Origin of the sequence: Micromonospora sp. NPDC000668, assembly GCF_042897975.1 — a bacterium.
GTDB lineage: Bacteria > Actinomycetota > Actinomycetes > Mycobacteriales > Micromonosporaceae > Micromonospora.
This window is the reverse complement of the sequence record NZ_JBIAYP010000006.1, coordinates 273090-292293: the sequence shown is the minus strand read 5'-3', so window position 1 is coordinate 292293 and position 19204 is coordinate 273090. Positions and strand designations below refer to the sequence as shown.

The 19204-nt window shown below is 70.2% G+C and carries 22 protein-coding genes; 12 read left to right on the top strand and 10 right to left on the bottom strand.

All coding sequences use genetic code 11. The annotated features are described in order from the left end of the window. Nucleotide 1: 1 nt before the first annotated feature. Nucleotides 2–1243, top strand: a complete 1242-nt coding sequence (locus ACFY29_RS28850; protein WP_386991555.1) for an RNA polymerase sigma factor — start codon at nt 2–4, stop codon at nt 1241–1243. 50 nt (nt 1244–1293) lie between these two features. Here the strand turns inward: ACFY29_RS28850 and ACFY29_RS28845 are convergent, their stop codons facing one another. Then, nucleotides 1294–2394, bottom strand: a complete 1101-nt coding sequence (locus tag ACFY29_RS28845) for an ionic transporter y4hA (RefSeq protein ID WP_328416914.1) — start codon at nt 2392–2394, stop codon at nt 1294–1296. A gap of 169 nt (nt 2395–2563) precedes the next feature. On the opposite strand from ACFY29_RS28845, the gene ACFY29_RS28840 reads away from it, so the two are divergent. Together ACFY29_RS28840 and ACFY29_RS28835 are read left to right on the top strand one after the other, a co-directional pair. Beyond that, nucleotides 2564–2926, top strand: coding sequence for a metalloregulator ArsR/SmtB family transcription factor (locus ACFY29_RS28840; protein ID WP_386991234.1), 363 nt, complete (start codon nt 2564–2566; stop codon nt 2924–2926). Then, entirely contained in the window at nt 2923–3447 is a 525-nt protein-coding gene (locus ACFY29_RS28835; RefSeq protein ID WP_386991232.1) for an SRPBCC family protein, read from the top strand. The genes ACFY29_RS28840 and ACFY29_RS28835 overlap by 4 nt, the downstream gene beginning before the upstream one ends. Here the strand turns inward: ACFY29_RS28835 and mug are convergent. Further along, the gene (gene mug, locus ACFY29_RS28830) at nt 3444–4019 is read right to left on the bottom strand and encodes a G/U mismatch-specific DNA glycosylase (RefSeq protein WP_386991230.1); all 576 of its coding nucleotides are present in this window, start codon (nt 4017–4019) and stop codon (nt 3444–3446) included. The two genes, ACFY29_RS28835 and mug, sit on opposite strands and share 4 nt — an antisense overlap. Nucleotides 4020–4123: 104 nt before the next feature. On the opposite strand from mug, the gene ACFY29_RS28825 reads away from it, so the two are divergent. From ACFY29_RS28825 to ACFY29_RS28815, 3 genes are all read left to right on the top strand, one after another. Beyond that, complete coding sequence (locus ACFY29_RS28825; RefSeq protein WP_386991228.1) at nt 4124–4864, top strand: SAM-dependent methyltransferase; 741 nt, start codon at nt 4124–4126, stop codon at nt 4862–4864. A 122-nt stretch (nt 4865–4986) separates the two neighbouring features. Then, nucleotides 4987–5817: a CPBP family intramembrane glutamic endopeptidase gene (locus ACFY29_RS28820; RefSeq protein WP_355614008.1), complete on the top strand. Its 831-nt coding sequence runs from the start codon at nt 4987–4989 to the stop codon at nt 5815–5817. A 27-nt stretch (nt 5818–5844) separates the two neighbouring features. After that, nucleotides 5845–6507, top strand: coding sequence for a class I SAM-dependent methyltransferase (locus tag ACFY29_RS28815; protein ID WP_386991226.1), 663 nt, complete (start codon nt 5845–5847; stop codon nt 6505–6507). Between the two features lie 19 nt (nt 6508–6526). Here ACFY29_RS28815 and ACFY29_RS28810 read toward each other — a convergent pair whose 3' ends face one another. The 4 genes from ACFY29_RS28810 to ACFY29_RS28795 all read right to left on the bottom strand — a co-directional run bounded on the left by ACFY29_RS28810 (nt 6527) and on the right by ACFY29_RS28795 (nt 10539). Continuing rightward, nucleotides 6527–7111, bottom strand: coding sequence for a hypothetical protein (locus ACFY29_RS28810; protein WP_386991224.1), 585 nt, complete (start codon nt 7109–7111; stop codon nt 6527–6529). Nucleotides 7112–7250: 139 nt separating this feature from the next. Next, nucleotides 7251–8042: a phosphatase PAP2 family protein gene (locus ACFY29_RS28805; protein WP_386991222.1), complete on the bottom strand. Its 792-nt coding sequence runs from the start codon at nt 8040–8042 to the stop codon at nt 7251–7253. A gap of 389 nt (nt 8043–8431) precedes the next feature. Next, nucleotides 8432–10075: an MDR family MFS transporter gene (locus tag ACFY29_RS28800; RefSeq protein ID WP_386991220.1), complete on the bottom strand. Its 1644-nt coding sequence runs from the start codon at nt 10073–10075 to the stop codon at nt 8432–8434. Continuing rightward, nucleotides 10072–10539, bottom strand: coding sequence for a MarR family winged helix-turn-helix transcriptional regulator (locus ACFY29_RS28795; RefSeq protein WP_355614000.1), 468 nt, complete (start codon nt 10537–10539; stop codon nt 10072–10074). The genes ACFY29_RS28800 and ACFY29_RS28795 overlap by 4 nt, the downstream gene beginning before the upstream one ends. A 109-nt stretch (nt 10540–10648) precedes the next feature. Here ACFY29_RS28795 and ACFY29_RS28790 point away from each other — a divergent pair, with 109 nt between their 5' ends. From ACFY29_RS28790 to ACFY29_RS28775, 4 genes are all read left to right on the top strand, one after another. Beyond that, the gene (locus tag ACFY29_RS28790; RefSeq protein ID WP_386991217.1) at nt 10649–11275 is read left to right on the top strand and encodes a TetR/AcrR family transcriptional regulator; all 627 of its coding nucleotides are present in this window, start codon (nt 10649–10651) and stop codon (nt 11273–11275) included. A gap of 247 nt (nt 11276–11522) precedes the next feature. Beyond that, the gene (locus ACFY29_RS28785) at nt 11523–13094 is read left to right on the top strand and encodes an MFS transporter (protein ID WP_386991215.1); all 1572 of its coding nucleotides are present in this window, start codon (nt 11523–11525) and stop codon (nt 13092–13094) included. Nucleotides 13095–13164: 70 nt separating this feature from the next. After that, nucleotides 13165–14145 (top strand): Lrp/AsnC family transcriptional regulator, encoded by a 981-nt coding sequence (locus ACFY29_RS28780; RefSeq protein WP_386991213.1) that lies wholly within the window; start codon nt 13165–13167, stop codon nt 14143–14145. Between the two features lie 113 nt (nt 14146–14258). Beyond that, nucleotides 14259–15179 (top strand): NAD-dependent epimerase/dehydratase family protein, encoded by a 921-nt coding sequence (locus ACFY29_RS28775; protein ID WP_386991211.1) that lies wholly within the window; start codon nt 14259–14261, stop codon nt 15177–15179. A gap of 195 nt (nt 15180–15374) precedes the next feature. Here ACFY29_RS28775 and ACFY29_RS28770 read toward each other — a convergent pair whose 3' ends face one another. From ACFY29_RS28770 to ACFY29_RS28760, 3 genes are all read right to left on the bottom strand, one after another. Continuing rightward, the gene (locus tag ACFY29_RS28770) at nt 15375–15815 is read right to left on the bottom strand and encodes a VOC family protein (RefSeq protein ID WP_386991209.1); all 441 of its coding nucleotides are present in this window, start codon (nt 15813–15815) and stop codon (nt 15375–15377) included. A gap of 229 nt (nt 15816–16044) precedes the next feature. Continuing rightward, on the bottom strand, nt 16045–16374 hold the full coding sequence (locus tag ACFY29_RS28765) for a DUF6924 domain-containing protein (protein ID WP_386991207.1): 330 nt from the start codon (nt 16372–16374) through the stop codon (nt 16045–16047). Between the two features lie 61 nt (nt 16375–16435). Continuing rightward, nucleotides 16436–16795, bottom strand: a complete 360-nt coding sequence (locus ACFY29_RS28760; RefSeq protein WP_386991205.1) for a hypothetical protein — start codon at nt 16793–16795, stop codon at nt 16436–16438. Between the two features lie 367 nt (nt 16796–17162). Here ACFY29_RS28760 and ACFY29_RS28755 point away from each other — a divergent pair, with 367 nt between their 5' ends. After that, complete coding sequence (locus ACFY29_RS28755) at nt 17163–17381, top strand: hypothetical protein (protein WP_386991203.1); 219 nt, start codon at nt 17163–17165, stop codon at nt 17379–17381. Nucleotides 17382–17625: 244 nt separating this feature from the next. Continuing rightward, on the top strand, nt 17626–18072 hold the full coding sequence (locus ACFY29_RS28750; protein WP_386991201.1) for a DUF3592 domain-containing protein: 447 nt from the start codon (nt 17626–17628) through the stop codon (nt 18070–18072). 307 nt (nt 18073–18379) lie between these two features. Here ACFY29_RS28750 and ACFY29_RS28745 read toward each other — a convergent pair whose 3' ends face one another. Further along, nucleotides 18380–19021, bottom strand: coding sequence for a hypothetical protein (locus ACFY29_RS28745; RefSeq protein WP_386991199.1), 642 nt, complete (start codon nt 19019–19021; stop codon nt 18380–18382). Nucleotides 19022–19204 lie beyond the last annotated feature (183 nt).

Below are 19204 nucleotides of genomic sequence, written 5' to 3'. Positions count from 1 at the left end.
GATCGTCCCGCCCGTCGAGGACCTGCTGCGCGAGCTGGCGCCGCAGGTCCTCGGCGCGCTGGTACGCCGCTACGGGCACTTCGACACCGCCGAGGACGCCGTCCAGGAGGCGCTGATCGCCGCGGCGGGTGGCTGGCCGCGCGACGGCGTACCGGAGAATCCCCGCGGCTGGCTGATCACCGTCGCGTCCCGCCGGCTGACCGACCTGCTGCGCAGCGAACAGGCGCGGATGCGACGGGAGGACGTCGTGGCGCGGTGGGTGCTGCCCGAGCAGTGGCGCGCCCCCGCCGCCGACCGGCCGCCGGCGGACGCCGACGACACACTCATCCTGCTGTTCCTGTGCTGCCATCCGGCACTCTCGCCGGCCTCGCAGATCGCGCTCACGCTGCGCGCGGTGGGCGGCTTGAGCACCGCCGAGGTGGCTCGCGCGTTCCTGGTGCCGGAGGCGACGATGACCCGGCGGATCAGCCGGGGCAAGCAGCGGATCCGGGACAGCGGGCTGCGGTTCGCCCCGCCCACCGGCCCGGAGCGCGCCGACCGGCTCGCCGCCGTGCTGCACGTGCTCTACCTGGTCTTCACCGAGGGGTACGCGCGCACGGCCGGCCCCGGTCTGCTGCGCGCCGACCTGACCGCCGAGGCGATCCGGCTGACCCGCCTGGTGCGTCGGCTGTTGCCGGACGATCCCGAGGTCGCCGGGCTGCTCGCGTTGATGCTGCTCACCGACGCCCGCGCACCGGCCCGGATCGGCCCGCACGGCGAGCTGGTCCCGATGGCCGAGCAGGATCGCGGCCGGTGGCGGGCCGACCAGATCGCCGAGGGGGTCGCCCTGATCACCGGGGCGCTGCCGCGCGGTGTCGTCGGGCCGTACCAGCTCCAGGCGGCCATCGCGGCCGTACACGACGAGGCACCCAGCGCGGCGGCCACCGACTGGGCGCAGATCACCGCCCTGTACGAGGTGCTGCTGGGCATCTCCGACAACCCGGTCGTGGCGCTCAACCATGCGGTGGCGGTGGCGATGAGCCGGGGCGCGCCGGCCGGGTTGACGCTGCTCGCCGAGCTGGCCGACGACGCCCGGTTGGCCGACGACCCGCGACTGCCGGCCGCCCGAGCCCACCTGTGGGAGCTGGTCGGCGAGCGTACCGCCGCTCGGGACGCCTACCGGACGGCGGCGGCGCGGTCGACGAACCTGGCCCAGCAGCGCTACCTGAACGCCCGCGCGGAGCGCCTCGCAGACGACGTTTGACTGAGCCGACGCCGGTCGCGGCCGTCGCTACGGCCGCGACGGTGGCCGGGTCAGGGGCTCGCGGCCAGGAAGACGAAGGCGGCCAGCAACACCAGGTGTACGCCGCCCTGCAACACGTTGGCCCGGCCCGGCACCACGGTGAGCACCGCGGTCACCGCGGTGAGCGCCAGCAGCGCGAGTTGGGTACCACCGAGGCCGAGCAGCAGGGGGCCGTCCAGCCAGATCGAGGCGATCGCGATCGCCGGGATCGTCAGGCCGATGCTGGCCATCGCCGAGCCCAGCGCGAGGTTCAGGCTGATCTGCACCCGGTCGCGGCGGGCGGCGCGGGCCGCGGCCAGGGTCTCCGGCAGCAGCACCAGCAGGGCGATGATGACGCCGACGAACGCGTGGGGCAGGTTCGCCGCCGCCACCCCGGCCTCGATGGTCGGGGAGACGGTCTTGGCATCGCCGACAACCGCGATCAGCGCCACCAGCAGCAGCCCCAGGCTGACCAGCGCCGCGCGGGTGGTCGGCGGCTTGGCGTGCTCCTCCTCGTCGATCACCCGGCCCTGGCTGTCGACCGGCAGGAAGTAGTCGCGGTGCCGGCCGGTCTGCACCAGCACGAACAGCCCGTACAGCGCCAGCGATGCGACGGCGGCGAAGGCGAGCTGGGCCGGGCTGAACTCCGGGCCGGGCCGGGCGGTGGTGAAGGTCGGAATGACCAGGCTCAGGGTGGCCAGGGTGATCACGGTGGCCAGCGCCCCGCCGGTGCCCTCGGGGTTGAACACCGCCACCCGGCGGCGCAGCGCCCCGAGGAGCAGGGACAGGCCGAGGATCCCGTTACAGGTGATCATGACGGCGGCGAAGACGGTGTCCCGGGCGAGCGACTGGGTCTTCTCCGGTCCGCTGATCATCAGCGTGACGATCAGGGCGACCTCGATCACCGTGACCGCGACGGCGAGCACCAGGGACCCGTACGGCTCCCCCACCCGGTGGGCGACCACCTCCGCGTGGTGTACCGCCGCGAGCACCGCGCCACCCAGCAGCACCGCGACCACCACGATGACGGGTCCGGGCAATTCTCGTCCCCAGGTGGCCATGAGCACCAGCACCGCGAGAACGGGTACGGCGACGGTCCAGTCGGACAGGCGGAAGCGACGGAGGGTGGCCATGCATAAAGAGTGCCAGGTCAGGTGATCATGTGCCCACCATCGACGCAGCCACGTCGGTGTCGGAGGTCTCCCCAACGGTCAAGGGCCGTGATCAGCGACCGCCTTGATGCCACCCGAGCAGGGCTTCCTGCACCCGCCGAAACCGTAACTCATAGGTTACGCTTTGGCGGTGGACGAGGTGGCCGCCGCGATCGCGGACCCGGTACGGCGCCGCATCCTGACCATGCTGCGCGACGAACCGCTGGCCGCGGGCGACATCGCCCAGCGGTTCGCGATCAGCCGACCCGCGATCAGCCGCCACCTGCGGGTGCTGCGGGACAGTGGGCTCGTCCGCGACGAGTTGGTCGGCCGAAACCGGATCTACCGGCTCGATCCCGGCCCGCTCGCCGAGCTGGTCGACTGGCTCGCCGAGCTCGTTGCCGCCGAGCGGTGGGAGCGGCGCCTCGACGCGTTGGAGACCGAGGTCTATCGCACCCGCCGAGAGCGCCGCAGTCGCGGCCCGGCGGAGCATCGAAGGGAGCACACGGCATGACGCGTACACCCGCCGGACGACTGTTCCGCACCGCCACCGGCCACGATCTCGTCCTCACCCGCACGTTCCGCGCCCCGGCGGCGGACGTGTGGGCCAGCCTGACCGATCCGGAGCGCACGGCCCGCTGGTTCGGCCCCTGGGAGGGCGACGCCGCGCCCGGCCGGACCATCCGGGTCCAGATGGCGTACGAGGAGCAGCAGCCCTGGTGTGAGGTCCGCATCGACGCGTGCGAGCCGGAGCAGCGCCTCGCCGTGTCGATGGTCGACAGCTACGGGACCTGGTTGCTGGAGATGGCGCTGTCCGAGACCGACGGCAGCACCGAGCTCCGGTTCGTCCAACACCTGACCAGCGTGGAGGGCATCGCCGAGGTGGGCGCCGGCTGGGAGTACTACCTGGACATGCTCGTCGCCTCCCGGGACGGCTCACCCCGTCCCGAATTCGACGAGTACCACCCCGCGATGCAGCCCTACTACCAGGCGCTTGCCGCCCAGGAGACGCCCGACGCCGCCCAGCACGCCTAGGCCCGGCGGCGCGTCTCCTGGTGCAGCGCCGCGAACTCGGCGGTCAACGCCGGCAACGGGAAGTGCGCGTTCAGGCCACTGGGGTTGGGCAGGACCCAGACCCGGGCTGGGCCCAGCCGATCCGGCTGCGGGCCCAGCCCGGCCCGAGGCCGAGCGAAGGCGATCCGGTACGCGGTCACCCCGAGGATGGCCACCCACCTCGGCTGGTACCGCTCGGCCTTCACGGCCAACCCCGTCACCCCTGCCACCAGCTCCGCCGGCGTCAGCTCGTCGGCGCGGGCGGTGGCCCGGTTGCTCAGGCTGGTGATGCCCAGGCCCTGCCGCAGCAACTCATCGCGCTCCCACGGGTGCAGCTCCCGGTCGGTGAAGCCGGAACGGTGCAGGGCGGGCCAGAAGCGGCTGCCGCGCCGCGCGAAGTGCTCCCCCACGGCGGCGGAGTAGAGGCCCGGGTTGAAGCCGCAGAACAGCACCCGCAGACCGGGACCGATGACGTCCACCAGTCCCCGGCCGGCCGCCGCCGCCACCTCCTGCGGCGTCGGCCGCCGGAACGGCCCCGACCCGCCCACGTCCATACCACCGATCCTGCCGGATGGCCCGACACCCGGTTAGGGCTTCCGACGTCGCCTGGCACCGGACCCGGCGTGCGTCGTCGATCACGACTTGACACCCTCAACGGATGCAGTCAACCGACGACCTCGCCGCCAGCCGCTACGCACGGATGCGCTGGAACACTCCCCTGTCCGAGGAGCACGCGGCGCTGCTGCTGCAACGACTCGACGTCCGCCCCGGCGCGCGCGTGCTCGACCTCGGCTGCGGCTGGGGCGAGCTGCTGCTCAGGGCGGTCGCCGCCGGCGGTGTGGCCCCGGTCGCGACGAGGGGCGTCGGAGTCGACACCGACGACGCCGCACTCGCCCGGGGGCGGCGGCTGGCCGCGGGCCGGTCCCTGAACCGGCACGTCGCCTTCGTGATGGGGGAAGCGGCGGCCTGGCAGGAGCCGGCCGACCGGGTCCTGTGCATCGGCGCCGCGCACGCCTTCGGCGGCACCGGCGCGGCCCTCGACGCGCTCGCCACCGTGGTGCGGCCAGGGGGCCGGCTGCTGTTCGGTGAGGCGTACTGGGAACGTCCCCCCACGACGGAGGTCGAGCAGATCTTCGGAACGGAGGTCACGGATCTTCCGGGCCTCGTCGAGGCCGCCCGCGAGCGCGGCTGGCGGGTCCTGCACGTGAGCACCGCCGACCAACGGGAGTGGGACGACTTCGAGTCCACCTGGCTCGCCGGCCGGCAGGAGTGGCTGCTGAGGTACCCGGAGGATCCCCGCGCGGCGGGGGTCCGCGCGGAACTCGACGACCGGCTGCGCCAGTACGTCGGCGGCTATCGCGGGGTCATTGGCCTCGCCTACCTCGTCCTCGGTCGCTGACGCCCGAACGGCACGTACGCCGGCTGCTGGCCCTGACCACGGTCTGCCTTTGACGCCGGTGGCTACGCTGCGCCTTGCGGAGCGGTCCGCGATGCCGGGCCATTGCTGGGAGCGAGCCTGACGTGTCTGATACCCGGACGTCGCCCGACTCTCGTCTCGCCCTGCACTGGCGAATCCTCATCGTGTTCACCGGCACCGTGCTGGTGTGGCTGTTCCTCTACCACGGCCCCCTGCTCGGCCGTGACTACGACCGCCCGACCCATGTCGCCAGGGCCATCCTCACGACGGTGCTCGTCGTCCCCCTCGTGGTGGCTGCCCGCCGCCTGCTCGACCGCCGCCCCTGGACCGGCCTCGGGTTGCCCTCCCTGCGCACCGGCTGGCGGCGCCTGCTGCTCGGGATGGCCTGCTGGCTCATCCCCGCCGCCATCGGGTTCGCGCTCTGCCTCGGCTTCGGTTGGGTCGAGATCAGCCTGCGCACCTCCGCGACGGACGCCCTGCGCGTGGCGGCGCTGCTGGTCGTACTCGTCTTCCTGTACGAGGCGCTGCCGGAGGAGCTCGTCTTCCGCGGCTACCTCCAGCGCAACCTCGCCACCCGGTTGCCGGCCTGGCAGGCCGTCATCGGACAGGCCGTGTTGTTCACCCTGTTCGGGTTCCTCGTCGGTGCCGCCGCCTCCCTCGACAGACTCCTGCTCTTCTTCGTCTTCGCACTGCTCCTGGGCGGCTTCCGTGTCGCCACCGGCGACATCTGGGCGGGCATCGGCTTTCATCTGGCCTTCCAGACCGTCGCCCAACTGTTCGGAGACGTGGGCGCCGTCTTCGACGTGACCGGGTCCGACGTCCTGGCAGTCGTCGCCATGGGCGCCATACCGTTCTCGCTCGGCTGGATGGCCATGGAACGGCTCCACCGGAACCGCCTGAACTGGCAGGCACGGGATCCGGAGCCGGTCCGTTGACGAGTACGCGAGGGAGAGGTGGCTACCGTGAGTGAGCTGGACGAGTTACTGCGTACGCAGGCCGCGTACTACCGGGCGCACGCCGGCGAGTACGACCAGGCGTACGAGACCAACGAGGAGTTGCGCTCGCTGGAGGTGCTGGCCGCAGGACTTCCTATCGGCGGGGATGTGCTGGAACTGGCGTGCGGTACCGGCCAGTGGACCCGACTTCTGGCAGCCCGTGGCCGGAGCGTGACCGCAGTCGACGCCGCCCCGGAGATGGTCACCAGGGCACGAGACCGGACCATCGGCCTGGACGTGGAGTTCATCGAGGCGGACCTCTTCGAATGGCGGCCGCCTCGTCGGTTCGACACGGTGTTCTTCGGGTTCTGGTTGTCCCACGTGCCGCCGGAGCGGTTCGGCGACTTCTGGAGGCTGGTGGGCGACGCGTTGGCCCCGGCGGGGCGGGCCTGCTTCGTCGACTCGGCCCCGGGTGACATGGCAAACGAGGATGTTCTCGCCGATCAGCCGGTCCCAGCGGTACGGCGTCGACTGGAGGACGGCAGCGCACATCGGATTGTGAAGGTGTTCCGCGACCCGCACGGTCTCACGCAGGAGCTGGAGGGGCTTGGTTGGTCGGCGCACGCGTGGCCGGTCGGGGCGACACTGATGGCCGGACTGGCCGCTCCACCGACGCCGGCCGAAGGGTGACCGGTCGGTTCGCGGGAGGTCAGGAGTCCGCTGGCACCCCGGCTTCGAGCTGGCCGATCATCGGTGCGAGGAGTTCGTTGAGTTCCCGAGTCAGCACCGTGACGGCTCTGCGCGCCGCGGTCGCCACGGAATCATCCGGACCGGCGGGAGCCGGCGGTAGATCATCGAGCGGGACCGGTGCGTCCACCTGAAGCATCGCGCGTAGATGCGGGCTGCGCGTCTGATCCTGCTCCGAGGGTGTCGTGTACTGGCCGAACAACTGGGGCCAGTCCCGCCAACCACGGTCGCGCTGCCACTGCTTGGTCCAGGTGAGCTCAGCCGGCCAGCGGGAAATCACCGTTACCGCGCAGACCATGCTTCCGTCCCACGGGCTTCGCGTGCAGGTCGCCGAGACGATCCGCGGGTGCCACCGGACGAAGCCGGGTGACAGCTCGGTGGCCAGCCGCCACGCTGTCGCCGCGAAGGCGACCGGTGCGATGTCGCCCCAGGTGTCGGTGAACTCGTCGATCCGACCGAGCACCTCAGCCTCGTAGCGACCACGCCCGTCGGCGCCGCGCTCGCGGTCGAACTGCTCGTCCAGCCAGAAGGCGCGCGGTTCAGGCATCCTCATCCCCGTTCAGAGCCGTGGCGTCCATTGCTCCCGTCGGCCCGAGCGTTTGCGCGGAACGCACGACGGTCGGACGGCCGTTTCGAGCCACCCCAACGCTAGCGCCGGCCGCTGCTCGGCGCCGCCTCCTGGCCGGTCACGGTGTTCGAAGGACGTCACCGGCGTCGGCGCGCGGGGGCAGTTGGCCGGACGGCGCCTGCGGAACCGGCATGCGCTGGCGGGGCCATCTGGTCGGACGCCGCGTCGGCGGGTCGGTCGACTGGCGATCGGTGCGGGGCGTGGGCAGCACCAGGCAGACGACGGTGAGCAGCATCGCCGCGACGATGCCGTCGAGCCAGTAGTGGTTGCCCGTGCACACGACAACCAGCGAGGTGACGAGCGGGTGTGCCAACCACAGCCACCGCCAGCGCCGACCGGTCACCGCCATGAGCGCGATGGCGACAGCGAGTGCCCAACCGACGTGCAGCGAGGGCATGGCGGCGTACTGGTTGCTCAACGTGTCCGTGTCGGGTGGGCCGTAGACGGCGGGCCCGTAACGGCTGCCGGTGTCCACCATCCCGGTCAGGGCGGTCAGTCGCGGCGGCGCCAGCGGAACCAGGAGGTGCAGCACCAGTGCCGCCGCGGTGAGCCCGGCGAGCATCCGACGCGTCCAGAGATAGTGCACCGGGTGTCGCACGTACAGCCAGATCAGACAGATGGCCGTGGCGGGGAAGTGCACGTACGCGTAGTAGCCGTTGGCCAGGTGCACCAACAACTCGTGGGAGAGCACGGGATGTTGGAAGGCGGCCTCGTTGGGCAGGTGGAACAGCCGCTCCACCCGCCAGATCCATTCCCCGTTTTCCACTGCGGTCGATCCGCGGTCGGCCCCCGCCACCCGCGCCGCCTTGTAGACGAGGAACAGCGCGGCGACGAGCGCCAGCTCGCGCATCGCCCGACGCAGTGCAGCGGCTCGCCGCCCGGGTGCCGCCGGCCGCGCCGCTGACAGCTCCGCGATATCCACAGACTCCTCGATTCGGTGACGTTCGCTCGTGCCGGGCCTCGCTGGACAGACCGGGGCCGGCCCCCGCCCCCGCGCGGGGGGGGCCCCCGGGGGGGGGCCGGGGGGCCCCCCCGGGGGGGGGGCCGCCCCCGGGGGGGGGGGGGGGGCCCCCGGGGGGGGGGGGGGGGGCGGGGGCCGCCGCGCCCCCCCCCCCCCCCCCCCCCCAAACCCCCCCCCCCCCCGGCGGCGGGGGCGGGGGGGGGGGCCCCCCCCCCCCACCCCCCCGGGCCCCCCCCCCCCGCGCCCCCCCCCCCCGGCCCCGGGTCTTCGGCCCGGCGTCAGCGCCGGTGGGTCGCTCCGCCCTGCGCGGCGTCGACGTGCACCTGGTCGAAGGCGGGAGCGCCGTCGACCGCGTCGGCGGCGACGGCCGCCGACGTGGCGGCGTCCGGCAGGTCGAGGCTGGTCCGCAGGGTGACCGGCTTGAGCAGGAGCGCGGCGATGACGCCGACGACCCCGATGGCGGCGGAGATGAGGAAGATGTGTCCGGTGGCATCGCCGTACGCGGCCCGGACGATTTCCTGGATCTGCTCGGGCAGCGCGGTGATGTTGAGGTTGCTGCTGCCACTCCCGCTGCCGGAGGCGGGGATCCCGGCGGCGGCGAGGTCGTGGGTGATCTGGTCGCCGACCCGGCGGGCGAGGACGGCGCCGAGCACGGAGACGCCGATGGTGCCCCCGAGCGACCGGAAGAACGCGACGCTGGAACTGGCCGCGCCGATGTCCTTGAGCGTGACCGTGTTCTGTACGGCGAGAACGAGGTTCTGCATGGTCATGCCGACGCCGATGCCGACGATGAACATGGCGGCACCGACCAGGACGAGCGACGTCTCGTGGTCGATGGTGCCGAGCAGTGCGAACCCGGCGACGAGGAGGATCGAACCGGCGACGATGTACGGCTTGATCTTCCCGCTCTTGCTGATCAGCCGGCCGGCGACGATCGAGGAGCCGAGCACCCCGGCCATCATCGGGATGGTGAGCAGGCCTGCCTCCGTCGGGCTGTAGCCGCGCCCGATCTGGAAGTACTGGCCGAGGAAGACAGCACCGCCGAACATGGCCATGCCGACCGCGAGGCTGCCGAGAATGGCCAGCGCGGTGGTGTGCTGGCGCACGATGCCGAGCGGGATGACCGGCTCGGCCGCACGCGACTCGACCCAGACCGCCAGGGCAAGCAGGATGAGCGTGCCGCCCACCATTGCCGCGGTCTGCCAGGAGGCCCAGGCGAACGAGCTGTCGACGAAGGAGATCCAGATCAGCAGCAGGCTGACGCCGGCGGCGATCAGGCTGGCGCCCAGGTAGTCGATCTTGACGTTCTCGCGCCGTACGGTCGGCAGGTGCAGGGTGGCCTGGAGCAGGATCAGCGCGATGGCGGCTACCGGCACACCGACGAAGAAGCACCAGCGCCAGCCGAGCCAGGACGTGTCGACGATGAGGCCGCCGAGCAGCGGGCCGCCGACGGTCGCGACCGCCATGACGCCACCGAGGTAGCCGTTGTAGCGGCCCCGCTCGCGCGGCGGGATCATGGCCGCGATCGCCACCTGGACGAGGGCCTGCAGGCCGCCGACCCCGATGCCCTGGAACGCGCGGGCGGCGATGAGCTGGCCGGCGCTCTGCGAGAAGCCAGCAATGACCGAGCCCAGCAGGAAGACCACGATGGCGACCTGGATGAGGACCTTCTTGTTGAACAGGTCGGCCAGCTTGCCCCAGATCGGGGTGGTCGCGGTCGCGGTGAGCAGGGTCGCGGTGACCACCCAGGTGTACTGGTTCTGCGAGCCGTTCAGTGATCCGATGATCTTCGGTAGCGCGGTCGAGACGACCGTGCCGCTCAGCATCGCGACGAACAGCACCAGCAGCAGACCACTGAGCGCCTCCAGCGTCCGCCGATGGGTCATCGGCTCAGCGCCGGCCGTGATGGTGGGTGCGCTCATCGCGCGGCCTCCAGGTTGTCGTGGTTTCCGAGGGCGACCTCAATGTCGCCGGTGAACCGGCCAAGGGCGGCGCTCAGCGCGGCCAGCTCGTCGGGAGTCCAGTCGGCGAGCGCTCGTTCGAGCACCTCGCCGTACCAGCCGTGGGTGTCGGCCAGGGCAGCCTGACCAGCCGGGGTGACCGCCAGGAAGGTCGCCCGCTTGTCGGTGGGGTCGGGCCGCCGCTCGACCAGGCCGTGCGCGACGAGCGCCGCGACGGAGCGGCTGACGGTCGACGGGTCGAGCCGAGTGCGGTGGGCCAGTTCGCGGGCGTGGCAGCCGCTGGAGAGCTGATCGATCTGCACGAGCATGCCGAGCAGGCCCGGCGGAATCGCCGGCCGCTCGTCGGCCCGGCGTTGCTTCAGCAGCCGAACGGTTTTGACCAGGTCGTACAGGCGAAGGCCGAGTTCACGAGCGCCGCTGTCCACGTCTGCTCCCACACGCGAGTTGGTTGCCGCAAGCAAGCATCTACCGATCTTGCCCACTAGGCAAGTTTGCACATTGAGAAGTCCGTCACCCCCACGTACTCTCGGAGCGATGGACGAGACCACCGGGCTGCGGGAGCGCAAGAAGGCGGCGACCCGCCTCGCCCTGCACGAGGCGGCCCTCCGCCTCGCCGCCGAACAGGGAATCGACGCGGTGACCGTCGAGGCGATCGCCGACGCCGCCAACGTCTCCCGGCGGACCTTCTCCAACTACTTCTCAGGCAAGGAACAGGCGCTCTTCCACGGCGACACCATGCGCCTGCACCGGCTGTTGCAGCTGATCCGCGAACAGCCCGTCGACGAGCCGCCGTGGACCGTGCTGAGCCGGGCAGCCGAGCGCCTCACCGAGGAGGTTTTCGGCGGGTCGGAGCCTTCCTGGCTGACCCAACGCCGGAAGCTACGCGGGCACCCCGGCCTGGCCCCACACCAGGTCGCGGCGTACGCCGCGATCGAGCGCGAGCTGGCCGCAGAACTCGCCCACCGGCTCACCGGCGCCGACGTTGCACTGCGCTCCCGCCTCCTGGCCGCGACCTTCCTGGCCATCCTGCGGGTCGCCGTCCAGCACTGGATCGAGCACCCGGGCGACCCGCTGCGGGAGACCGTCCGGACCGCGCTCGTCGCAGCCGCTCCCGCGGCGACCCCCGGAGGCCACCGGACCAGCACCAGCACCGGCACCTAGCGCCGATCTTGGCCGATTCCCCCGCGCGGACGCCCCGTGGACCGTCTCGCCGAGGGCTCCCGTCGCTTCGGTTCGCCCGCAGCTCCGGCTTCCGCTGAGGCGTACGGGGTGTCGGAAAACCCCGGATCACGGGGCGTACCAGTCGGTATTCCGGCATTCGGCGCGATCGGTTAGCGGTGCACCTCAAAGGCCCGGATGCTGACATGTCGGCCGGGCACTCGGTCCGCCGAAGAGGAGCTGCGCGTAGATGGCAACAACGGACAAGGCGTCGGGAGACCGGCTCGGCGCGACACTGATCATGGCATGCCTGGGGGTGTTCGTCGCATACCTGCCAGTGACGACAGTGTCGGTGAGCCTGCCAGCGATTCAACGCGGGCTGAACGCGTCGACCGCCGACCTGTCCTGGGTGTCGGACGCCTTCGTACTGCCGATGGCCGCCCTGATCCTGACCGCCGGCGTCTTCGGCGACGTTCACGGGCGCAAGAAGGTGTTCCAGGCCGGCCTGCTGTTCTGCGCGATCGGCGCGGCCGTCGCGCTGTCCGCACAGTCGATGGCGATGGTCTGGGTCGGCCAGGCGCTCGCCGGTGTGGGAGCGGCCGCTCTGCTGCCCGCCACGCTGGCGCTCATCAGCCACGCCGTGCCGGACCCGAGGAAACGCGGCAAATACATCAGCCTCTGGGCCACCTCCCTGATGCTCGCCCTCGCGCTCGGCCCCCTGCTGGCCGGGGCGATCCTCGAGCACGCGTCCTGGCGCTGGATCTACCTGCCGGCCATCCCGCTCGCGCTGCTCACCGCCCTGATCGCCATTCCGCTGGTGACCGACTCGCGGGCCCCGGGAAAGCGGCACCTGGACTGGCCGGGACAGATCACCGCCGCCCTGGCCATCGTCGCCCTGGTCTTCGCCGTCATCGAGGGCGGCGCCGGCTCGTTCAGCGACCCCATCGTGCTCCTGGCCTTCGCCGTGGCCGCGCTCAGCCTCGCCGCGTTCGTCGTGATCGAGCGGCGTAGCGACTCGCCGATGCTGAGCCCCGCCCTGTTCGCCAGCCGCGGCTTCAACGCCACCGCCGTGATCGCCATGGTCAGTTTCATGGGCGTGATCGGCAGCATCTTCGTGCTCAGCCTCTACCTCGGCCTGGTCCAGCAGCTGTCGACCATGGACGCGGCGCTGCGACTGCTGACCAACACGGCAGTGCCGGTCGTCGTGGGGCCACTGATCGCCCGCCTCATGCACCGCGTGCAGGTGCGCTGGCTGCTCAGCGCCGGCCTGTTCATCGCGGCGATTGCCCTGTACTTCCTCAGCACCGTCGACGCCGACACGTCGTTCGGGCAGCTGAGCTGGCGGCTCGCGCTGTTCGGCCTGGGCCTCGGCGCGGTGCTGACCCCGATGACCGCCACCGCGGTCAGCTCCGTGCCGTTCCCGCTGGCCGGCATGGCCGCCGCGGGCAACAACGCGTTCCGCCAGGTCGGCGGAGCGCTCGGCCCCGCCGTCCTGGGCGCCCTGCTGACCAGCAAGGCGGCCAGCGCCCTGCCGGGTCACCTCACCGACGCCGGGGTCAGCGGGGAGCACCAGCAGGCCGCCACCGCGGCGATGGACGACAGCGGCTTCCAAGCAGTCGCCGTCGTCGACTACGGCGCTCAGCAGGACGGCGCGCTGAACGCCCTCAACAAGGCGTTCCTCGACGGCTTCCAACTGTCCCTGACCGTGTCGGCCACACTGATGGTCATCGCCGCGCTGGCCGCGATCGTCCTGCTGGGCCGCCCGCGCCCGGTGCGCGACCCGCAGCCTGCGGCCCAGCTACCAGAAACCGTCCCGGCCTGACCTCCCCAACCCACAGACGGCGGCGTCACCGGCTCTTACGCTGGTGACGCCGCCGACGATCAGGAAGACCGTGACCCCTTCCCTGGACCAGCTCGACCTGCAACTGCTGCAGGCCCTGCAACTCGACGGTCGCGCCCCGTTCAGCCGAATCGCGGCCGCCCTCGGTGTCTCGGACCAGACCGTCGCCCGGCGCTTCCGCCGCCTGCAAACGAAGGTGGGCCTGCGTGTGCTGGGCATGGCCGACGAGAGCCGGCTCGGCCGCTCCAACTGGTTTGTCCGGCTGCAGTGCACCCCGGACATGGCCGAGCGGCTGGCCGACGCGCTCGCCCGTCGCCCGGACACGTCCTACGTCGCACTGATTTCCGGCGGCAGCGAGGTGGTCTGCGCGATGAAACCCCGCAGCCACACCGTCCGAGACGAACTTCTACTGGGTCGGTTGCCGCGCACCCAGCGGGTGATCGGATTCAGCGCGCACTGCCTGTTGCACCGCTTTTACGGCGGCCGCCTCGGCTGGCTGCAGAAGGTCAACGCCCTCACGACCGAGCAGGAGGCGGCACTTCGACCCCCACCGGTCGAGGCGGCGCCCGGCACCGTCATGATCGACGACACCGACGAGGAACTGCTTGCCGCGCTGTTCCGGGACGGCCGGGCCGGCCTCGCCGAACTGCAGACAGCATGCGGCCAGTCCGAGGACGTGGTGCGGCGCCGCCTCGACCGGCTGCGCGACAGCGGCGTCCTCTACTTCGCCGTGCAGTACTCCCCGGAACATCTCGGCCACGAGGTGGGCGCGCTGCTGTGGCTGACCGTGGCGCCGTCTGCGCTGGCCGAGGTGGGGAACGCGCTGGCCGAGCACGCGGAGGTGGAGTTCGCCGCCGCGGCCACCGGCCGGGTGAACATCATCGCGGCCGTCCGCTGCCGGGGCACCGAGGAACTGTACGCGTACCTGAACGACAAGATCGGCGCTCTGGACGGCATCCGTACCGTTGAGACCGCGCTGATCCTGCGCCAGATCAAGCAACTCGCACTCGCGCCGGGAGCCGTTCCGGACTGAAGAAAACCAGCAACGGTGCCAGCGGAGGCCAGAAGGTCTCCGGCATTGGCCTAATTCCGCCGGATGCTGATCGTGCCTTGACAAGCGGTGGGCTCCACGGTGGACGATTCACCGTGCGAATTCTTGTGGTCGGTGGCAGTGGTCTGATCGGCGCCCATGTCGTGGACGTGCTGCGCGAGCGAGGTCATGCGGCGACCACGGTGGCGCGTACGGCCCAACCGGGTGTCGATCACCTGATCGATGTCTCGTCCGCCTCGATCGACGAGCTGCGAACGCTGCTCGCCGGTCATGACGGCGTCGTCTACGCCACCCGCACGGACGAGCAGCGACCGCTGCGTAAGCCGATCTATCCGGTGTTTCGCCGAGACAACGTCGAGCCGGTGGTGCGCCTGTTCACTGCCGCGCGCCTGGAAGGTCTCACCCGCGGGGTCGTCATGGGCTCCTACTACACCTACTACGACCGGCTGCACCCGCAGTGGCGCCTCGCGGGCCGCCACACGTACATCCGATGCCGGGTGGAGCAGGCCCGGGAGGGACGGGAGGCCGCCGGCCCCAATTTGCCGGTTGCCGTACTCGAGTTGCCCTTCGTCTTCGGCCGGGCCGGTGACCGACTGCCAAACTGGGCGGGCCCACTGGACCGGTGGGCGCGGTCCCGTACACCCCTGGTCGCCCCCACCGGCGGGAGCGCCGCAGCCTCGGCACGCAGCGTGGCCGAGGTCGCGGTGGACGCTCTGGAGCAGCGCCGCGGTGCGGACATCCCGGTCGCTGACGAGAATCTCACCTGGAACGACATGATCGGGCGCATCGCCGAGGCGGTCGGACGACGCCGCCGGGTCGCTCGCCTCCCGTCCGTCGCGGCAAGGGCCGCCCTACGGCTTGGCGGCGCGCTGCAGGCACTCAGCCGCAAGGAATCGGGCGTCAACCCGACCTACCTCTCCGACCTTTTCCTCGCTGAGCTGTTCATCGAGCCGACGACCGGCCGATCGCTGGACCCGGCGCTGCGCGAAACCTTCCCCGACCACGGAGCCGCCTAGCATTCGGTCGGGGCACTGGCTCGTCACACCTCCACCGGCCGGGGTGCTCGTCCCAACTACCGTCGCGGCCCCGCACCACGCCGCCAAGATCCGCACAACTTCAGGGATGTAGGGGTCCCCGCCGCCCGTGAGGCCCCTACATCCCTGAAGTTGCTGCCACGGCGGATCGCGGCGGCACGCCACGGCAGGTGCCCCTCAGCTGAGCTGTTCGGCCAATCCGACGACGATGCCCTCGGGGCCGCGGACGTAGCAGAGTCGATAGCTGTCCTCGTACTGCTCCAGCTCCCCGACGAGTTCGGCCCCGTGGGTACGCAGGCGGGCAATCACGTCCTCGATGTCATCGACGGCGAACATGATGCGACGAATGCCGAGCGTGTTCGCCGGTGCATCCTTCGGCTCGGCGCTGATCGCCTTCGGCGTGTGGAACATCGCCAGCTCGACTCGACCGTGACCGTCCGGGGTCCGCAGCATCGCGACGTCCTGTCGGACGCCATCGATTCCGATGACACGCTCCACCCAACGGCCCTCGATCGGCCCCTTGCCCTCCAGCTCCATGCCGAGTTCGACGAAGAACGAAATAACAGAGTCAAGGTCTTCGACAACGATGAGGACGTTGTCCATCCGCTGGATCGCCATGCTGGATCTTCTCCCTGGTGTGGTACGGCCACCGTAACCGCATCCTCCCCTGAGACGGAGCCGCCCGGCCGTTATCGACATCCTTCGCGACGCCTTCTTGGAGCTTCCTGACGTGGCAGGGCCCATCACGCGCCGGTCGCGCACCCGTCAGGCGTGGGTGACAGATCGACGCGGCGCGGCGTGCGGCGCCGAGCGTCACTACAGATCCATCACGCGCTGCGACGCCCGGTCAGCGGCAGATCGGTACATCCAGGAGCGGCGATGCGTCGGCCGGCTCAGAAGCCTCGAAAAGGGGATGCTCCGGCAGCGAGACGGTGACGGCGTCGACGACGAACACGACCGGGTGCCTGTACTGATGCGGGTAGGCGCGAGGATAGCCGGCTTCGATTGCCGTATCGCTGAGGTCAATCAACGTTCGATCCTCAACGAACTCGACACCGGCCACGAAGCCCTCTTCTGTGGGGCTGACGATCTCGTCCTTGAGCCGCTCCCAGATACCGTCGTCGCGAAAGTCCGCGCGTACGACCGGAACACACCACGTCTCTGGCAGATGGGCCACGGGCACAGCGTAGCGAGACCGGACGTTACCGGGATGACACGAGCCTCGATTGATCAACTAGCTAGCCAGGACCGGTGGAGAAGGTTCCAACGACAGCAATGCCGAGGATCAGCGCCAACCCGCCGACCCAGCCTGCCATCAGCCCCAGGCTGAAGCGTGGCACTCCGAACCCGGACGAGATAAGGAAACCGCAGCCCAGCAGGAATCCCTGCCCGACGGCGAACATACATAGCATCATCCAAAAGGCGGCAAACCCTCCCCCGCCGTCCAGGTCCTTCGTACCGGCGTCGTACCAGTCATAAGGGAGCCATGCCGCGCCGATGGCGAGCCCATGGCCGAGCATCGCCACCGCAATGCCACCGATAGCCGGCCACCAACCGGGGCGAGTCTGCGCCCCGAAGCCGCTTCGCATCTCTGCCACACGCACCCTCACTTAACCGCCGCTCCAAACCACCGGGGCAGCCCGCAGCAACTCGACAAGATCGCAGAAGCTTGGCCGACGCTAGCTAGGGAACGCAACCGTCATCCCGTATGCCATCGATTCGCCCATTGGAGAGCGGGGCCGCCGCCCGGCCCGCCAGGTCAAGCGAGCCTTGACGCATGTTCGGACGCTGGCAGGTGGATATGGCCTACCGCGATCACCTACTGACCGCGGCGAGCCGGGTGAAAGTACAGGTCAGAGCACTTGCCCCGATTATTTGGCGTTGTATTGGCTCCGCCGGGCAAAGGCATCCGAACTGGACGAGACACGCTCAAAGACGCCAAGCCGGACCTGGCAGACTGCCGCCGTGCCGTCTGAACCGGAATCGTGGACCATCAAGCACTTCTCGCGGGCCAACCCAGTCGGCCCCGGCCAGGAGAGCGTCCCGGCACTGCTGCGCCGCATCGCAGACAGCATCGAACAACGGCCCGGTATCGAGGTCCAGGACGTCGTCCTGCAAAGCGAGGTCACTGCTGACGGAGACTGGTGGTCGGCCACCGTTTTCTTCCATGATCCGTCGCCCTAACAGAATCCGGCGTACAGGTCGGCCCGTCCGTCGCCCACCAGGCCAGCCGCCTCTATGTGGTGGCTGACCTGCTGTCTCGTCGGGTGCTGCTGGTCGTCCTCGGTTGTCCCTGGTCGGCGTTTGACGGCCCGGTGACGGCCCAGACGGCCCGGTTACGGCCCACAACCAGCGTGGGCTGCGGGTAGGCCGGTGGTAAGGATATTGACCGCACGGCCTCGTTGCTGATCCGCTCTACAGTCCGGCCATGAACCGTCGACGGCCAAGCCGAACCTTCCTGCGGGTGTTCTCGATGTTCGGTCTGATCTTTGCGGTTGCCCTCACGGCGCTAGCCACATGGTCAATCGCAGACGAACATCGGGGATCAGAGGCAGCGGCTGAGGTGCTGGACGTCGAGCATCGCGGAGCAAGAACGTTCCTGACAGTCCAGTTCACTACAGACGGTGGCGAGGTGTGTGGATCGACCCTGCGCGTTACGGTCGACGGGAACCGGGCTGTGAGTGTCGGTGAGCGCATCCGCGTCCACTACGCAAAGAGCGACCCTTGCCTGAGAGTGCGCGAGCCTGGCGATCAATCCGGGTGGGCGATCATCCTTGGCGCGATGGTACTTCTGATCACCTTTGCCATCCTGACCTACGTTGCGTGGCGGCGGCCTCGACCTCCGCTTCCACTCCGCTACGCGGGTATGCCCTGACGAGACGGACGAGGTTGGGTTGACCCGGACCCGCCCGCCAGACGTTGAAGCGGAACTTAGACCGGCCCTCTCGTGACCTGCGGCAACCTGGTCGGCGCGCTGGCCATGCCCCTCTTGGGCTCACGTCATTGCTGGCTCGTTGTCGACGTTTCACACTGACTTGTGCCCCGTGTGTGCCCGGACGACTCCTTGACCCCCAGGCAACCAACACAGCCCGATGACCTGGAACGCCACCAGCGCTGACCTGCTCCGATCGTCCTTCGGCATCCCTGCTCGTCCGCTGGCGTCCGGCCCGGTGGTCACCCAGTTAGTCACCCAACTCCTGCGTGGGCAACACTTCCCGGCCAATCTCCACGAGGTCCCCCGACGCCCGTACACCATCGATGAAGCGGCGGAAGATTGGCCACGGGATGAACCAGTCTCCGTGCATTGTCAGCGTCACTTGGTGTGCTGGCGAGGGAACGAAGGGGCCGCCCTCCGGGGAGGCGTCTGGGATTTGTAGGTCGATGTAGTCGTTGTCCTCGGCTTCCGGCTTGACCTCGTACAGCTCGTAGCACCACGAGTCGGTCTCACTGAGATGGAAGCTGTTGACCTCGAACTGCTTGTCGTCGTGGTTCCAGACGTTGAGCGACAGCGGGAACGGTTTGCCACCGGGGAAAGCATCGCGCTGCTCCTCCACCAGGTCACCGCTGGACTCGACCATCTCGATCAGCTTGCGCAGGATCGGCCACGGCAACTGGCCTCCCCCGAGGTGGACCAGGGCGTGTTGAGCTGGCCGCGGCGTGAACGGTCCGTCGTCCGGCGTCGCGTCGGGGATGACGATGGCGACGTATGGGCCGGCCCCGGGGGCCCCCGTCAGACCGGCAAGCTCGTACTGCCAGGCGTCGTCGGGCAGGCTGTAGTACGAGTTGACCTCGTACAGTTTGCCGTCGTGGGGCCAGACCTCCATCTCTGGATGATCTCAAAGCCCGTCCTGGCGGCCTTCCGCAGGTGCGCCTGGCGCGATTCGGACCAGCGACCAGCTGCTTAGAAGTTGGACGGTCAGCTTGGGAATCGGGTTGATCCGCACCGTGGGTAGCCGTGCTGCCTTGCGGGTGAGCACGGAGCGCTCAGCTTGCGGCTGCCGGGGTGC